This is a genomic window from Pusillimonas sp. SM2304 (genome assembly GCF_031628915.1).
Lineage (GTDB): Bacteria > Pseudomonadota > Gammaproteobacteria > Burkholderiales > Burkholderiaceae_B > Pusillimonas_C.
Genome location: NZ_JAVLUJ010000001.1, coordinates 717,929 through 733,095, shown reverse-complemented (window position 1 = coordinate 733,095; position 15,167 = coordinate 717,929). Strand labels below are relative to the sequence as shown.

Annotated in this window: 17 protein-coding genes; 13 read left to right on the top strand and 4 right to left on the bottom strand. The window is 55.3% G+C overall.

From position 1 onward, the window contains the following. Positions 1-53 precede the first annotated feature (53 nt). Complete coding sequence (locus tag RE432_RS03420) at positions 54-821, bottom strand: IclR family transcriptional regulator (protein WP_310931808.1); 768 nt, start codon at positions 819-821, stop codon at positions 54-56. Between the two features lie 293 nt (positions 822-1,114). Here RE432_RS03420 and RE432_RS03415 point away from each other — a divergent pair, with 293 nt between their 5' ends. The 5 genes from RE432_RS03415 to RE432_RS03395 all read left to right on the top strand — a co-directional run bounded on the left by RE432_RS03415 (position 1,115) and on the right by RE432_RS03395 (position 6,183). After that, the gene (locus RE432_RS03415) at positions 1,115-2,329 is read left to right on the top strand and encodes a mandelate racemase/muconate lactonizing enzyme family protein (RefSeq protein WP_310931807.1); all 1,215 of its coding nucleotides are present in this window, start codon (positions 1,115-1,117) and stop codon (positions 2,327-2,329) included. A gap of 85 nt (positions 2,330-2,414) precedes the next feature. Then, positions 2,415-2,762: a carboxymuconolactone decarboxylase family protein gene (locus RE432_RS03410; RefSeq protein ID WP_310931806.1), complete on the top strand. Its 348-nt coding sequence runs from the start codon at positions 2,415-2,417 to the stop codon at positions 2,760-2,762. A gap of 185 nt (positions 2,763-2,947) precedes the next feature. Continuing rightward, on the top strand, positions 2,948-3,931 hold the full coding sequence (locus tag RE432_RS03405) for a tripartite tricarboxylate transporter substrate binding protein (RefSeq protein ID WP_310931805.1): 984 nt from the start codon (positions 2,948-2,950) through the stop codon (positions 3,929-3,931). A gap of 9 nt (positions 3,932-3,940) precedes the next feature. Beyond that, positions 3,941-5,440 carry a class I adenylate-forming enzyme family protein gene (locus tag RE432_RS03400; RefSeq protein WP_310931804.1) on the top strand — a complete coding sequence of 500 codons (1,500 nt, stop codon included), beginning with the start codon at positions 3,941-3,943 and terminating at the stop codon, positions 5,438-5,440. Beyond that, the gene (locus RE432_RS03395) at positions 5,437-6,183 is read left to right on the top strand and encodes an enoyl-CoA hydratase-related protein (protein WP_310931803.1); all 747 of its coding nucleotides are present in this window, start codon (positions 5,437-5,439) and stop codon (positions 6,181-6,183) included. The genes RE432_RS03400 and RE432_RS03395 overlap by 4 nt, the downstream gene beginning before the upstream one ends. 88 nt (positions 6,184-6,271) lie before the next feature. On the opposite strand, the gene RE432_RS03390 is transcribed toward RE432_RS03395, so the two are convergent. Then, a complete protein-coding gene (locus tag RE432_RS03390; RefSeq protein ID WP_310931802.1) occupies positions 6,272-7,021 on the bottom strand; it encodes a GntR family transcriptional regulator in 750 nt (249 codons plus the stop codon). Between the two features lie 206 nt (positions 7,022-7,227). Between RE432_RS03390 and RE432_RS03385 the strand changes: the two genes are divergently transcribed. Both RE432_RS03385 and RE432_RS03380 read left to right on the top strand, forming a co-directional pair. Next, positions 7,228-8,373, top strand: coding sequence for a mandelate racemase/muconate lactonizing enzyme family protein (locus RE432_RS03385; protein ID WP_310931801.1), 1,146 nt, complete (start codon positions 7,228-7,230; stop codon positions 8,371-8,373). A 30-nt stretch (positions 8,374-8,403) separates the two neighbouring features. After that, positions 8,404-9,375 (top strand): tripartite tricarboxylate transporter substrate binding protein, encoded by a 972-nt coding sequence (locus RE432_RS03380; protein ID WP_310931800.1) that lies wholly within the window; start codon positions 8,404-8,406, stop codon positions 9,373-9,375. 46 nt (positions 9,376-9,421) lie between these two features. Here RE432_RS03380 and RE432_RS03375 read toward each other — a convergent pair whose 3' ends face one another. Next, positions 9,422-9,685: a Txe/YoeB family addiction module toxin gene (locus tag RE432_RS03375; RefSeq protein ID WP_310933013.1), complete on the bottom strand. Its 264-nt coding sequence runs from the start codon at positions 9,683-9,685 to the stop codon at positions 9,422-9,424. Next, a complete protein-coding gene (locus tag RE432_RS03370; protein ID WP_310931799.1) occupies positions 9,682-9,927 on the bottom strand; it encodes a type II toxin-antitoxin system Phd/YefM family antitoxin in 246 nt (81 codons plus the stop codon). The genes RE432_RS03375 and RE432_RS03370 overlap by 4 nt, the downstream gene beginning before the upstream one ends. Before the next feature lie 258 nt (positions 9,928-10,185). Between RE432_RS03370 and RE432_RS03365 the strand changes: the two genes are divergently transcribed. From RE432_RS03365 to RE432_RS03340, 6 genes are all read left to right on the top strand, one after another. Next, positions 10,186-10,875, top strand: a complete 690-nt coding sequence (locus RE432_RS03365; protein ID WP_310931798.1) for a GntR family transcriptional regulator — start codon at positions 10,186-10,188, stop codon at positions 10,873-10,875. 18 nt (positions 10,876-10,893) lie between these two features. Continuing rightward, positions 10,894-11,808 (top strand): fumarylacetoacetate hydrolase family protein, encoded by a 915-nt coding sequence (locus RE432_RS03360; protein ID WP_310931797.1) that lies wholly within the window; start codon positions 10,894-10,896, stop codon positions 11,806-11,808. Positions 11,809-11,855: 47 nt separating this feature from the next. Further along, positions 11,856-12,251 carry a cupin domain-containing protein gene (locus RE432_RS03355; RefSeq protein ID WP_310931796.1) on the top strand — a complete coding sequence of 132 codons (396 nt, stop codon included), beginning with the start codon at positions 11,856-11,858 and terminating at the stop codon, positions 12,249-12,251. Positions 12,252-12,291: 40 nt separating this feature from the next. Then, on the top strand, positions 12,292-13,299 hold the full coding sequence (locus tag RE432_RS03350; protein ID WP_310931795.1) for a TRAP transporter substrate-binding protein: 1,008 nt from the start codon (positions 12,292-12,294) through the stop codon (positions 13,297-13,299). 71 nt (positions 13,300-13,370) lie between these two features. Continuing rightward, positions 13,371-13,886 carry a TRAP transporter small permease gene (locus tag RE432_RS03345; RefSeq protein WP_310931794.1) on the top strand — a complete coding sequence of 172 codons (516 nt, stop codon included), beginning with the start codon at positions 13,371-13,373 and terminating at the stop codon, positions 13,884-13,886. Next, positions 13,883-15,163, top strand: a complete 1,281-nt coding sequence (locus tag RE432_RS03340) for a TRAP transporter large permease subunit (RefSeq protein ID WP_310931793.1) — start codon at positions 13,883-13,885, stop codon at positions 15,161-15,163. The genes RE432_RS03345 and RE432_RS03340 overlap by 4 nt, the downstream gene beginning before the upstream one ends. The last annotated feature ends 4 nt before the right edge of the window (positions 15,164-15,167 follow it).

Here is a 15,167-nt window from a genome sequence, read left to right as displayed (position 1 = left end):
CCTTATGGTCGATTGTGTTCCGTCACGGCTATTCCGTTGCGCGTGCATTTGTGTCAAGCAAGGCCAAAGTAGCGGCCGCTGTATCCCATATGAGCAGAAAGCTGTTGCGCAATCTGCTGCACCACCGGCGCATACTCCGCCATTTTCTGATTGGTGAGCCGTTCCAACGGCCCTGATATGCCTAAAGCCGCCACGGCGTTGTCCAGTCCATTGAAAACAGGTGCCGCGATACCGCCTATGCCTGCGCGCCATTCGCCACGATTGATGGCATAGCCGATGCGGCTGATGTCAGCCAATTCTTGTTTGAGCACAGGCATGGACACATGCGTGGCGTCTGTATGTTTTTGAATGGCGTTGCCGTAATGTTCGATGTAATCGGGGGCTTGAAAAGCCAATAAGGCCTTGCCGGTAGCCACGGCATAGGCCGGAGCCCTGCCCCCAACGGCGGAGTAGGCCAGCAAAGGTTGAGGGCTGTCGACTTTGTCGACATAGACGACATCGACGCCGTCGAGCACTGATAGGTGAACGGTTTCGCTCGTCCGGCGGGCCAATTCGCGCATAAAGGGCGGAGCGAACTTGCGGGCATCGAGGTTCGCCAACTGGCGTGCGCCCAGCTCGAACATTTTGAGGGTGCAGCCATACGCACCCGTGGAGGGGTCACGCCGCACATAACCCGCATGCGCCAAAGTCTGCAAGGTACGGTGGGTATTACTGAGCGTGAGACCTACTTCGCTTGAGATTTCGTCTAGGGTGAGCGCCTGTCCGTCAAGACGGCTGATCGCCTCCAGCACAGTAAGCCCTTTCAATAGCGTCTTGTCCATTTAATTCCTATATATTGGGATTAAATATGTATTCTATATGTTTTTAAAGAAAATTCGCCCATAGACTCAAAACTATATTTTACACACCATAATCCTGTTTTAACAGATAGCAAGGCTGCTCAAACAATATGTTTTCCTATCATTTGAGAAATGAATATTAAATATTGTAGATTTTCTTTCCTTACGATATGATGATTTTCACGAAAGCAAAAATAGCGCTACTCATGCAGAAGTCCGCATGGACATGCCGCAGGAAAGCAGCGTAGTCGACGCCGACAACACAAGGAGACGACATGGTCGTAACAAATGTGGAAACAATGAGTTGCGATGCAGGATGGCGCAACTATTACTTCGTGAAAATCACCACTGATAAAGGCATTGTCGGCTGGGCTGAATACGATGAAGGCTTCGGTTCGCCGGGCGTTACCAAGGTCATCCAAACGCTTTCGGCTCTGCTCATCAATCAGCCGCTACCGGGCGTGGAGTTATTCCATGCGCATGCCTACGCTCGAACACGGCCCGCCGCAGGCGGTATTGCCGCGGAAGGAATCGCCGCTCTGGAAAACGCACTACTCGATGCGCATGCCAAGCGCCTGGGTGTGCCATGCTACGAATTGCTGGGAGGCAAAGTGCGCGACACGCTGCGTGTGTACTGGTCTCATTGCCCCGCCTGGCGCATTAACCATCCCAAGTACTTTGGGCCTGCCGTCACAGATCTGGCGGGCGTCGCAGAGATGGGCAAAGAGGCTCAACAACGGGGCTTCACAGGTTTGAAAACCAATCTTTTCATGTTTGACGACGGCCCTGCCTATGCGTGGCGGCCAGGGTTTGCCTCGCCTTTCCAGCCTGATCTTAATATTGAGCGCCGCCATGTGCGCAACCTGCGCGATAACATCGAGGCCCTACGCGAGGGCGCCGGCCCCGACATGGATATCCTGCTCGATGTCAATTTTCACGCTAAAACGGAAGGCTTCCTGAAGCTGCTGCGCGGGACCGCCGATCTGGATATTTTCTGGGTCGAGATCGATAGCTACAACCCCGATGCCCTGGCGTATATCCGCGATCACAGCCCCCACCCCATCAGCTCTTGCGAAACCTTGTTCGGTGCGCGCGAGTTCCTGCCTTACTTTGAAAAAAATGCCGTCGATGTCGCCATTATCGATGTTGTATGGAACGGTGCCTGGCAGGCCAAGAAAATCGCCGCCCTGGCCGACATCCATGAAGTGAACATTGCGCCACATAACTTTTATGGACACCTGTGCACCATGATGAATGCCCATTTTGCGTGCTCGGTGCCGAACTTCCGCATCATGGAAACCGATATCGATCGCCTGGCGTGGGACAAAGAACTCTTTACCCACATACCCGAATACAAAGACGGGCACCTTGTCGTGCCCGATAGGCCGGGCTGGGGCACCGAACCCATCGAAGCTGCCATTTGCAGGTATCCCCCGCGGAGCGGCGGCGGTTTGGTGCAGCCCAGGCAGACGTCCTCCACCCAGTCATGAGCTCAGCCCGTCCAAGGTTCACTGAAAGCTCAATTAGCTCGATTCTTACCAAGCCAGACTCACCCATCCTAAAGGAGATATCACCATGATGAACAACTGGATCGACCAACTCAGCAACTTGCGCAAAGGGGGCAAAGCACTTGCCGACCATAATCCGGCAGTCGTCAAGGCCTATCGAGGGCTGAACGAAGCGCTTGGCGAAGGCGGCGCACTCGACAGCAAAACCCGCGAGCTTATCGCCCTTGCTGTGGCGGTTACCACACGTTGTGACGGCTGCATTTCGTCTCATTCCGCGGCAGCCCGCCAAGCTGGCGCCACCGAGCAAGAAGTGGCTGAAGCCTTGGGCACCGCTATCGCCCTGAACGCCGGCGCCGCCTATGTGTACTCCGCCAGAGCAATGGAAGCTTTCGGGCAGTTCGGCGAAAACAAATAAAAGATTTCCCAGCCCGCACGACGCCTTTGCCTGGAACTGCCTTCAGCCCTGCAAAGCGGGCTGCTCCAAGTACCCAGTTAATTACCCATACCAAACAGAATCCGCAAAATATGTTGAATCAGTAGCCTATTCATTTCCATACCAGCTGCTCCACGCTATGGAGCAGCAACAAAGAGGAGACAAGTATGAAAAGCGCAACTCAATATAACTTTCGCTGGCTAGGTTCCGTTGCAGCCCTGTCTGCAACCATGATGCTGGCTGCCAGCCCGGTACATGCGGCCTGGCCGGATGACCAGCCGATCAGAATGATCATTCCCTATGCGCCCGGCGGCGCAACCGACACCTTGGGCCGCATCATTTCCAAAAGTCTGTCCGACAGCCTTAAGCAAACCGTTATCGTAGAAAATCGGCCAGGGGCTGGCAGCATGATCGGCTCCGAATACGTGGTCCGGGCAACACCAGACGGCTACACGCTGGTATTGGGCAGCATCTCTAATGTATTGAATGCTTTTTTCTACAAAGCGCCTCTCTATGACATCTTGACCGACCTCAAGCCCGTGGGGCAGGTAGTGTCCGTGCCCAACTTCCTTGGCGTTCATAAAGATGTTCCGGCCAACTCCATCAAAGAGCTCATTGCCTTGGCCAAGGAAAAACCGGGCGAGCTTAGTTGTGCGGTGTCAGGAGTAGGCTCATCTCCCCATTTGTCTTGCGAGCTGTTCAAGGCTTTGGCCGGCATAGACCTTATTACCACGCCGTTCAAGGGCGGCGCGCCCGCCATTCAATCGACGATGGGCGGGCAAACGACGATGTTCTTCGCCAATGAGGCGCGACCCTATATCGAGGCCGGTCAAGTTCGCGGCCTGGGCGTGACCACCCCCGAACGGTCAGAATACTCGCCTGATCTGCCGGCCATCGCCGACCAGTTGCCTGGCTACGATGTAACCGCATGGTATGGCGTGTGGGCGCCAGCCAACACGCCCGACGATATCGTGAACCGCATCAGCGACGAGCTGAATAAATCACTGAAAGATAAACAGGTCCTGAACGTGCTGGCCTCATTGGGCGCCTCTCCAACCCCTAGCGATCCGGAAAAATTCACTTCCTACATCAAAAGCGAGTACGAGCGCTGGAAAGGGATTACCGCAAAGATGGACATTCAGCAGCAATAGGGGCACATCATGCAACGCATCGCCGACTGTATTTCTGAATGGGTGGCAAGTTCCCCGGATCAGCCTGCCATTTCAGACGACCATTACCATTGGACGTACACTGAACTTGATCTGCACATTCGCCAAGCCGTACAGTATCTTCGCTCTCTTGGCGTGGGGCCAGGCGATCGCGTTGTGCTGATCGGCGAGAACAGCGCCACCTTGGCTGCGCTGATTCTCGCCACGGGCTGCCTCGACGCATGGGCTGTGCTCGAGAACGCCCGGCGCGCCGCAATGGAAGTAGACGCGGTGTGCAAGCATGCGCACCCGCGCGTCATTATCCATGTGGTCGACAACTCGCCGGCGGCCCGCGAGCATGCCCAACGCAACCATGCCGTCAGTACTGAAACACCCTTTGGACTTGTCGCGGCAAGTCCGGTTGACCCAACCAGCCAGCCCGAGCCCGTCCACTTGAGCGGCGCAGATCAAGTTGGGGTGCTGATCTATACAACAGGCACCACAGGCGTGCCCAAAGGTGTGATGATCACACATGCCAACCTGCTGCATATCGGCAGGCAGATGCAGCAAGAACGCCGGCTCACACCCGATGACCGCGTGTATGGCGTGCTCCCCATCACCCATGTCATGGGCCTGGCATCCGGGCTACTGGGCACGCTCTCGTCCGGGGCTCGTATCAAAATGGTGGCACGCTTCGACAGGGAGCGCTGCATACAATCCCTGCGGGAGGATGGCATTACCATCCTGCAGGGGGCGCCGGCCATGTTTGCCCGGCTTGCCCAGGGGTGTGCCCCGATGAAAAGCCCGGGGCCCGGCCTTCGGGTAATCGCTGCGGGTGGAGCACCGTTGGATGCCGGCATCAAAAAGAAGGTTGAGGCCGTATTCGGAATGACCTTGCACAATGGCTATGGTTTAACCGAAGGTTCCGGCGTGTGCTGGACACGCCTGGACGACGACAACCAAGATTGCTCAGTGGGGCCGCCCAACCCCGGTATGGAACTGCGCATCTGCGACAAAGCAGGCAAACCCGTCGCGCCCGGAGAGGTCGGCGAGTTATGGATACGCGGTCCTTGCATTATGAAAGGCTATTACAAAATGCCCGAGCTGACCCGAGAGGTACTTGCTCCAGGCGGTTGGTTCAACTCTCAAGACCTGGCTTGGCAAGCTCCTGACGGTCGCATCCACATACACGGCCGCAGCAAAGAGCTCATCATACGCTCGGGCTTCAATGTCTCGCCCCTGGAAGTCGAAACGGCACTGAATACCCACGAGCTCGTCCAGTACTCTGCCGTGCTGGGCCATACCAAAGATGGTAACGAACAAATCATTGCCGTTATTGAACCGAAGGCAAACGCCACCCTCTGCGAGACCGAGCTGAAAGCCTATCTGGCGGACAGGCTGTCGCCCTACAAACGGCCCAGCCGAATCATCTTCATGGACAACCTTCCCGTTGCGCCAAACGGAAAAGTACTGAAGCAACAACTTATGCAGAAAATAGGAGAAATATTATGAGTGACATCGTGACCTATGAATCGCGAGATGGCATCGCCCTGGTGTCAATCAATTGCCCAGACCGGCTCAACGCGATCGGCCCGGAGGTGGAGGCCGGATTGCGTCAGGCGTGGTTGCGGTTGCGTGATAGCGACGAAGACCGCGTCGCCATCCTCACGGGTGTCGGCGAAAAAGCGTTTTCGGCAGGCAAAGACATGAAATCCAGCGCCCCGCCCGACTATCGCAGCTTTACGCCAGGCGTAGGCGTGCAGCTCGACAAACCCATTATTTCAGCCGTCTCCGGCTGGTGCATCGGAGGCGCCGTGGTCATTGCCCAGATGTGTGATTTATGCGTTGCGACCGAAGACGCCAAGTTCACCTACCCCGAGGCTCAAATGGGCTTCGCCGGAGGGATGATCGCCTCTCTTGCTTCCCGCATACCTGTGAAAGTGGCCATGGAGCTCATGTTGCTGGGCGAGGTTATCGACGCGCAACGGGCCTATGATGTCGGCATGGTGAACCGTGTGGTGCCCAAAGGCCAGCACATCGAGGAAGCGATGAAGATGGCCCGCCGGCTGGCAGCCAATGCCCCCATCGTGATGTCTATGCTTAAACGATTTGCGGCGGCCACCGTGCCGCAAAGTCCGGTGGAAATTGCCGGCCACGCTTGGTGTGAAACTGAGCGTGTCTTTAGCAGTGAAGACTTCCAGGAAGGCCTGAATAGCTTTGCCGAAAAGCGCCCGCCTGTATTTTCAGGCCGATAGACGAGAAACGGAGGAAGAATGTTGAAAGTAGTCTTGATCGACAAGAAAGATGATCAACAAACTTTTTACGCTTCAGTGAGGCCCGGCCCTAAGGCTTGAGATCAATCTCCAGCCTGATCGCATCGCCGCGATAACTGACTTCGGCGTAGTACACGATACGGCCATCGTCGCTACGGAACACCCGCGTCATATTGGCCAATGGTGCGCTGGTGGGGATGCCCAGCAGATCCGCCGTTTCCGCATCTGCGGCCGAAATGCTCAAGGTTTGTTTGGCCTCTTGGACGATCAACGATTTATGCTGGAGGAGTAGCGGTATGACCGCAAGGCTGCGAAACTGCGCAGGCTTGGAATTGAAGATGTCTTGTGCAATATACAAAGCGATGACGCAGTAGGGTCGCCCGTCCAGCGAGTGCAAACGCCGCATATAGATATAGTCGGCCGGGCCATCTGGCGCAATGGGCAGCGTACGCGGGGTTTCGTCGATTTCGAGTATCTTGGGCGACAAGCTTTTATAGGTTTGCGCAAGCTCGTACAAAGACGTTTCCAGTGGCGTGGTCTTGATCGGCGTCGCGGCTTGCGTAACAAAAGTGCCCTGTCCGCGTTGACTGCTCAGCAAGCCCTCTTTGACTAAAAGCTGCACCGCTTGGCGAGCGGTGGGCCGGGCAACGTCGAACTCTTCCGCAAGCTTGTGCAGCGAGGGCAGCAGTGTGCCGGCACGCCATGCGCCCGACGTGATGCGCTGGCGCAAGCGGTCAGCAATGCTCACATAACGAGGAATCAGGCTGGTCCGCCGCTCTGCGGCTTCAGCGGCCACCCCAGAGATCTCCGTATTTGCCAAGATTGGCTGCTCCAAAATAGTGAACGAGGCCGCCCCTGGCCGGGGCGGTGCCATGTGCCCATAGTTTACGTGAGCGCGAGATGGCCGTCGTCATAAAGTTAATAAGGTACATACTTCTTTACTTTAAACGGATAATTGGTTTAGCATGCCATAACGGCCGCGGCACGGCGCCGCGTCCCACCCCGCTCTCGTGACAGGAAACACCCATGCATCAGCAAGCCCACCCTTTCCATATCGTCAAGGCGGAAGCGATGGTTTTTCGCGCCCCTATCGACACCCCCGTGCGCACGTCTTTCGCGACGATGCATAATCGGCCGGCGCTGCTGATACGCCTTACCGATATCGACGGCTTCGTGGGCTGGGGTGAAGTTTGGTGTAATTTCCCCTCGGTTGGCGCTGAGCACCGGGCACGCTTGCTGTCCTCGGTGGTGGCGCCCATGCTATGCGCCGGCCCTTGGGCGTCTCCATTCGCCTGCTTCGACGCCTTGACGGCCCGGACCCATATTCTTGCGCTGCAAACCGGCGAACCCGGGCCGCTTGCCCAGATAATCGCCGGCGTGGATATCGCCGTATGGGATCTGGTTGCCAAACGAGCTGCTCAGCCCTTGTGGCAGCTGCTGGGCGGCGAGCATACGGTGGCCGTTTATGCCTCGGGTATCAGTCCAGATGAGGCAGTGAGCCTTGTAGACGCAAAAGCGAAAGAAGGCTACACCGCCTTCAAGCTCAAGGTGGGTTTTGACGACCAGCAGGATGAGAAAAATGTACAGCGGCTTCGGGACCATGTGGGCCCTGAGGGCGTACTGATGGTGGACGCCAACCAGGCGTGGAGCCTGGAACGCGCGCGCAAGATGATTGCGCAATTGGCACCCTATGGCCTGGCATGGATAGAAGAACCCGTACCCGCCGATACCCCCTGGGCTTCCTGGCGCCAATTGGCGGATGGCACGGAGCAGCGCCTGGCAGCGGGAGAAAACCTGCGTGGCGCAGCGGCCTTTTATGGCGCGCATACTGAAGGCGGGCTGCGCGTCATACAACCCGATATCGGCAAATGGGGCGGCTTTAGCGGCTGCTTGCCGGTAGGGCGTACCGCCAACGAACAAGGCCACTGGTTCTGCCCGCATTGGCTGGGCGCCGGGATTGGGTTGCGGGCCTCCATGCATTTGAAGGCCGCGGTCGGCGGGCCCGGCTATGTGGAAGTCGATTCCAACCCCAATCCCTTGCGTGAACTTTTGGCCGACCCGGATTTTTCTGTACAGGATGGCACCGTATCTTTGACCGATGAACCCGGACTGGGGGTAGAGCCTCTGCTTGATGCGGCCCGTCCCTATCTGGTGCCAGTATTGGCAGAATAATTCAACACCACTAGAGACAGGAGACATTCAATGAAGATCAAACACCTTATCCTTGCCGGACTATTGCCTCTGGGTCTGTCGCTGCAGGCTCACGCGCAAAGCAACTGGCCAGAACGCGCCGTCACCGTCGTGGTGCCGTACACGGCGGGTGGCGGCACCGATTCCGTTGCCCGTTTACTGGCGGAAAAGCTCACCGAGCGTTGGGGGCAAACCGTCGTCGTCTCGAACAAAGACGGTGCAAGCGGTACGATAGGCGCCGCCTACGTCGCCCGGGCCAAGCCCGATGGCTACACCCTTATGTTATCGGCAACGTCTGAGGTGGTGATCAGCCAGCACATCATGGACAAAATGCCCTATGACCCTGAAAAGGATCTGCAGCCGGTCACGCTGGCGGTCAAGCTGCCCTTCTTGCTCGTGTCCAATCCAAGTAAACCGTACAAGACAACCGCCGAGCTGATCGCCTACGCCAAGGAGCATCCGGGCACAGTCTCGTATGCCTCATCCGGAACCGGCACACCGCAGCATTTGGCCGGCGTTTTGCTTGAGCAATTGAGCGGCACCAAGCTCTTGCATATACCCTACAAGGGTGTCGCTCCTTCCATAAGCGCCTTGCTGGCGGACCAGATCGATATCGGTTTTGTCGGGTTGCCCATTGGCTTTTCGCATGTGCAAGCCGGGAAATTGCGGCCCTTGGCGGTATCTTCCACGGTGCGTTCCAATGCCGTCCCGGACGTTCCAACCGTCGGGGAGACCACAGGCCTTGGGGTCGAAGCCTTCGACCTGACCCAGTGGTTCGGCATCTGGGCACCTGCCGGCACGCCGGATGAGATTGTGCAAAAAGTCCAGCAGGATATCGCTGCCGTATTGAAGCTTCCCGAGTTGCGCGCAACGTTGGAGAAACAAGGTGCGGAGCCTAGCGGCATGCCGACAGCCGAGTTCGAGGAATTCGTCACAACCGAAAGAGCAAAGTTTGGCAAGATCGTCCAGGCATCGGGACTTTAACTTTATACGGCTCGCCCGTCACCATTCGGGCAGCCCATTCAGTTGCCTAAGCATAGTGTGTCCAAATTCTTAAAACACGGACGACACGTTCCTGAATAAACACCTCGTACACCAATCGATGCTGGATGTTGATGCGGCGGGAGTACGCCCCGGAAAGGTCACCGACCAATTTTTCGTAAGGCGGTGGATTCTGGAATGGATCATGCTCCAGAATCTCAAGCAGCGCTTGCACTTTAACTTTAAAGCCAGCCGCGGCTACCTTTTTCGCATCCTTGAGCGCCGCATTCGCGAAGACGACCTGCCAAGTCACCATTCCAGCTCTTTGGCGCTTTTGCCTAGCGGCTCTGCCATGCCTTCTTTGATGGATTCACGCATGCCAGGCACAGAGGCCAGATACAGGGTCTCTTGAATAGCGTCCCAATCGGCTTCCGAGATCAGCACGGCACTTGCCCGCTTGCCTGCAATTCGAATAGGTTGATGGGACTCGGCGGCTTGATCGATGAGGCGGTAAAGGTTCGCCCGCGCCTCGGTCGCAGTCAGGGTGGTGGACATAATGGATCTCCCAATACGCCTAAATGGTACGCTTTTACGTACGTAATATCAAATCATCATCCGTGAGAGACAAAGCGCGCTCTCGTTGCCCCGAAGGCTCGCAAAAGCCATGCACGCCATTCCAAATGTCATTACATGCGGACATAAACCGCGATATTCCTGGATTATTAGTCGTTCCTGCGCGTTAACCCTAATAGACATCAAATAGACACAAAATCATAATTTGCATCCATAACTTCTAGATTGCATACAAAATAGATGGATTGCACACCAAAAAAACACACTGCCCAGACCGTCTTTGAAGACGTCAGCGCACTATTGCTTGAAAGAATGAAGGGCATTACGGAGCCTGTGCGGGTCCGCGAGGAAGATCTCGCCAACCAACTGGGTGTAAGCCGGACCCCTGTTCGAGAAGCATTGATTCGTCTTGAAAGCACGGGTGTGGTGAGTTTGCGTCCGGGGCGGGGGGCTCTGCTTAGCCCGGTGACGGATGAGGAGTACATCGAATGGCTGCAACTGCGTGAGCAGCTTGAAGGCTTCGCAACGCGCGAGGCAGCCATGAATGCGTCTCAGCGTGACGTTGAACGTTTGCGTGGAATCTTCAAGCCCTTCCTCGATGAACAGGCAGGGGAGGCCGCGCCGGAGGCCTATGCTCAGGCGAATGTCGCATTCCACATAGAAATTATCAAGCTTGCCAACAATCAACTGCTTGAGAAAGTGTGGGAAGCGTTCGGACATCGCCAGACCACATATCGGCGGCAGACGATTAAGCGTTTGCATCGCAGCAGCGATTCACTGCGTGAGCATTTGGCCATTATTGAGGCGATAGCACAGCGTGATGCGCAATTGGCCGAGACGCTCGCGCGAGAACATGTTCGTTCTTTGTATAAGGCGTTTATACAGTCTCGATCCGAAGCCCCTATTCAGATCAAACCCCGTTCTATATAAGTTTTTTCAAGGCGTTAGATGAAGTTCTTAAGTTTTGCCATCGACAATCAGCCTCGCTTGGGGCTGTTGACAGATGAGGATCAGGTTGTTGATCTGACTATGATGCTGCGTTCCACTCCTGATCATGGGTTGATCGCTATTCCCGAGCGTGTTTCAGACCTGATTGAAGCAGGGGATGAAGCCATACTTCGTCTGCAGCGACTTATTTCAGAAAAAGGATCGGCGCGGCAGAGCCTTCAACGGCTGGACGAAGTCAATGTGCTGCCGCCACTGCGTCCGAAGAAAAATATCTATTGTGTGGGCCGAAACTATCGTGAACACATCATTGAAGGCAATATCGCCAACGGGCGCCCGGCCAATGCATTCCCTGAGGCCATAGAGTTCTTTTCTAAACCGCCAACGGCTGTGGTTGGTCATCGGGCAAATGTACGCCGGCACGCGGAGCTGACGAATAGCCTGGATTATGAAGTCGAGCTGGCGATCGTGATTGGAAAACGCGGCACTGACATCAAACGCGCCGATGCATTGAACTATGTATTTGGCTACACCATCGTCAATGACATTACAGCGCGTGATCTGCAAAAGCGGCACGGGCAATGGCTAAAGGGGAAAAGTCTGGATACGACCTGCCCCATGGGTCCGGTCGTCGTTCACCATTCTGCTGTTGGAGACCCCAATAACCTGAATGTGGGCTTGAAGGTGAATGGTGAGGAGCGTCAGAACGAGAATACGTCTTCCATGATCTTCAGTATTGAAGCCATTATCGAGCAGTTGTCGGCAGGCTTGACGCTTGAGCCGGGCGATGTCATCGCGACAGGTACACCCAAGGGCGTTGGTTTTGCGATGTCGCCGCCTGGGTGCCTGGAGATCGGCGATGTGGTTTCCGCGTGGGTTGAGCGTATTGGCACACTGACTAACACCATTGTTGACTGATTCAAGCAATCCGTCTTGAGTATTTCTATATTTACAGGAGAAGTTTGATGAACTTACCCGAGGAACTTGCACCTTATGCAACAGGGGAATTGGCTTCCCGCTATATCAATGTTGAAGAGCTGCCCTGGAAACCAACGCCTACACAAGGCATCGACATGAAGATATTGCTCGATGTGCCTGAAACCGGCTTGCTGACCGCGTTGTTCCGCTGGCAGCCAGGAACCGAATTGCCATTGCATGAGCACGTCGAAATCGAGCAGACCTATGTATTGAGTGGGAGCATTGTCGACGATGAGGGTGAGGTGCGTGAGGGAAACTATGTATGGCGTCCTAAAGGCAATCGCCATATTGCAAGGTCGCCTAATGGCGCGCTAGTCCTGTCATTCTTTCTCAAGCCTAACAAGTTCCTGGAAGGAGCGCTGGCTGGCAAGGAACTGAAGTAATCCACAACCTCATTTCAAGAGCACGAATCAGGAGACAGGTATGTCAAACAAATTCAAGAAAATTGCTGTAGGTATTATGGCTGCCACGATGGCCGGCCTTTCTTTTCAAGCCGTTGCACAAGTCAAGGCTAAGTTCAGCTATCCAGTCAGTCAGTCCAATCCGGTTGGGATGGCAGTCACCAAGTTTGTCGAGCTGGTTGACCAGAAGAGCGACGGAAAAATCAAGGTAACCGGCTATGCGGATGCGCAACTGGGCAACGAGATCCAGTCTATGTCGTCTGCACAAGGGGGCATCATCGAGCTGGCGGTGACGTCCACCGCGGGCGCTGCCGGTAACGTCAAGGAGCTGGGGATTTTCGACTTGCCCTTCATGTTTGAAACAGTGGAAGAGGCAGACGCTGTGGTGGACGGAGAGGTGGGACAGCAACTGCTGGATAAATTCAAAGAAAAGAATCTGGTCGGCCTGTGTTACTGGGACTATGGCTTTCGCCAAGTATCCAACAGTAAGCACCCCATCCGCAAGCTGGAAGATTTTGAGGGCCTGAAACTGCGTGCACTGCAGAATCGGATCTACATCGATATATTCAAGGCCTTGGGCGCAAATCCGCTGCCGCTGCCTTACCCAGAGACTTATACGGCCCTTGAAAGCAAAGCGATCGATGGGCAGGAAAGTGCTTATCTGGTGACGCAAAGCAGTGGTTACCAACAGATTCAGGCTTACATGACCGAGACCAATCATGTCTATCTGCCTGCCGTAGTGATGGCCAGCAAGCGTTTCTGGGACCGCCTTGGCGCTGAGGACCAGCAAGTCTTGGTGGACGCTTGCCATGAGGCAAAGCTTTATCACCGGGAAGTCAGCCGCAAGATGGAGCAGGATGTGGTCCAGGACCTTATCAAGGCCGGCATGGAAGTGAACACGATCGAGCCGGCCGAAAAGGCTCGCATGATTGAAGCGACTGCCGGCGTGACTGAGAAATACAAGGCCGAGTTGGGTGCTGAACTGGTTGATCAGGTTTTATCCACAGTTGAGGCAGTGCGCAAGCAGTAATTCACATGCTTAAAGGCCGGTCCGCTGACCGGCCTTTCCTGCTTTTTCTTCCTCTTTCAGAGGCATCCCTAATGTCAAAAATTGTTCAAGCCTACTTCGGCCTGCTGAAAATAGTCATTGTTGCCTGCTTGGCTGCCATGGTCATCATGGTATTTTCAAATGTGGTGCTGCGTTATGCCTTTAACTCGGGGTTGGCTGTATCAGAAGAGCTATCACGCTGGGCTTTTGTCTGGATGATCTTCCTGGGCTCCATCGTGGTCGTTAATGATCGCGCACACTTGGGTGTGGATATTGTTATTCAGGCACTAGGCCCGCGCAAGCGTAAAGCATGTTTGATTATTTCCAACGCCTTGATGGTGTATGCCTCCTGGTTGATATTGCTGGGCAGTATTGAGCAGACCAAGGTGAACATAGGGGCGACAGCGCCGGCTAGCGGGCTTTCCCAAGGCTGGTTTTTCTCGGTTGGCATCGTGTTTTCCGTATCGAGCGGGATCATTCTGCTCTATCAGCTATACATGCTGATACGTACGCCATCGGATCAGATTGACGCCCTGGCTCAGCGCCCAGCAACCGGAGCCGAACTATGATCTTGCTTATCTTTCTAGGCGTACTCCTTGGAAGTTTGGCTATCGGCATGCCAGTGGCCTATGCGCTGATCCTGACCGGCGTAGCAATGATGTACCAGCTGGATTTTTACGACCCGCAGATTGTCGCGCAGAATTTACTGAACGGTGCAGACAGCTTTCCACTGATGGCGGTGCCTTTCTTCATACTGGCGGGAGCCATTATGAACAAGGGGGGCTTGTCTCAACGCATCGTCGATCTGGCCCTTGCACTGGTCGGACACATAAAGGGCGGACTGGGCTATGTGACCATTCTTGCCGCTTGCATACTTGCAAGCTTGTCCGGCTCGGCAGCGGCCGATGCAGCAGCGCTTTCAGCGCTGTTGGTTCCCATGATGATGAAGGCAGGCCATTCCAAAGCGCTTTCTGGCGGCTTGGTCGCTTCCTCTGGCATTATTGCGTTGGTCATCCCCCCATCCATTGGCCTTGTGTTGATTGGGGTGACCGGCAATATTTCGATCACTGGGCTTTTCATGGCGGGTATTGTGCCCGGCGTCCTCATGGGTTTGTCGTTGAGCGTGGCCTGGTGGCTGGTATCACACAAAGAAAGCGTCAAGCCTATGCCGAAAGTGCCGGCGTCTGATGTGCGCAAGACATTGATCAAGAGCATCTGGGCGCTGATGCTTCCCGTCATCATTATTGTCGGCTTGCGTTTTGGGGTCTTCACGCCAACCGAAGCGGGCGTGGTTGCCGCCGTCTATGCGCTATTTGTCGCTACATGTGTTTATCGCGAACTGCGCTTGAAGCACCTATATAGGGTGTTTCTTGAGTCCGCGACCATGACGGCAACTGTTATGTTTCTGGTGGCGGCAGCGCTTGTGTCAGGCTGGATGATCACCATTGCAGGCCTGCCGGCGCAAGTGACTGCCTTAGTGGCGCCTTTTAGCGATTCACCCACGCTGCTGATGGCCATCATCATGGGGCTATTGTTGATTATCGGCATGGGCATGGACATGATTCCCATCGTGCTTATTCTGCTGCCGGTGCTACTGCCGTCCGTGATCGCTGCCGGTATCGATCCCGTCTATTTTGGCGTGATGTTTATGCTGGTATGTTCCATTGGCCTGATCACGCCGCCTGTCGGTGCCGTATTGAATGTGGTCGCGGGTGTGACTGGCACGCGGATGGTTGATCTGATCAAAGGGGTCTGGCCTTTCTTGCTGGCCCAGACACTGCTTATGATCCTCATGATTCTGTTCCCGGGAATCATCATGATGCCGTACAAATGGTTGATGGGATAAGCAC